Source organism: Herbaspirillum sp. B65 (assembly GCF_000333555.1).
Lineage (GTDB): Bacteria > Pseudomonadota > Gammaproteobacteria > Burkholderiales > Burkholderiaceae_D > Herbaspirillum > Herbaspirillum rubrisubalbicans.
In genome coordinates this window covers 1-912 of record NZ_BADI01000812.1, presented here as the reverse complement: position 1 = coordinate 912, position 912 = coordinate 1, and the positions used below count along the sequence as shown (strand labels likewise).

The 912-nt window shown below is 57.2% G+C and carries 1 protein-coding gene; it reads right to left on the bottom strand.

Annotated elements, in window-relative coordinates:
* Positions 1-480: ABC transporter permease (locus I5W_RS19370; RefSeq protein WP_044530449.1), on the bottom strand; the 480-nt coding region annotated here is incomplete at its 3' end.
* Between the last annotated feature and the right edge of the window lie 432 nt (positions 481-912).

Below are 912 nucleotides of genomic sequence, written 5' to 3'. Positions count from 1 at the left end.
GGGCAGCGCATTGGGCAACTTCACCCGCAACAGGATCTGGTGCGGCTTCATGCCGATACCGCGGGCGCTTTCCTTCATGAAAGCCGGCACGTTCCTCAAACCCTCGTAGGTATTGCGCACGATGGGCAGCAGCGAGGCCAGCCACAGCGCCAGGATGGTGGGGCCATTGCCGATGCCGAAGCAGGCCAGCGCCAGCGCCAGCACGGCGATGGAAGGGACGGTATTGCCGATGTTGAAGATCTGGATGAATCTTTCTGCACTGCCCTGCGCTGCCGGACGCGACAGCGCAATGCCGGCGGGGATGCCGGTGGCCAGGGCCAGCAACATGGAACTGAAGACCAGTTCCAGATGCTTGCCGGTGTAGTAGACCAGGTCACCGCGATACTTCTGGATGACCTCCGGGCCTATCCACCAGACCAGGCCTGCAAGGACCAGCGCAAAACCGAACGCGCCGGCGAAGACGTGACGAACACGTGTCATGTTACCCCCTGTTGGTATAGCCGAGGCGACATGACGCCGCGACGACGGGTTTCTGGGATCAAGTTTTAAGGGTTCGCTTGCCCGCTGGGCGTATCGTTTGGATGCGAACCGAAAGCTGCAAAGGCAGCGATGAAACCGAAGCGATGACGCCAGCTTCGGCATGATGCATACCGGACAGGGATGGGAACGGTTCACCGTGGAGAACGGGAGAGCATTCGCGCTGCCAGCCGGAAATTTGGACAATCCGCACTCTGCGGATCGGACACTGCTAAAGGGTCGTTGTTGAACAAGGAATGTCGCGAAGACAAACGATAGTTTAAAGCAATCGCTTAATGCTGTCCAGCAATGAAACAATGTAAATCGATAACTTACCGATCTGAAGCACTTATAAAAGTTCCCAACGGCGCTCAATATGCTGCCAAAAGTGTCATC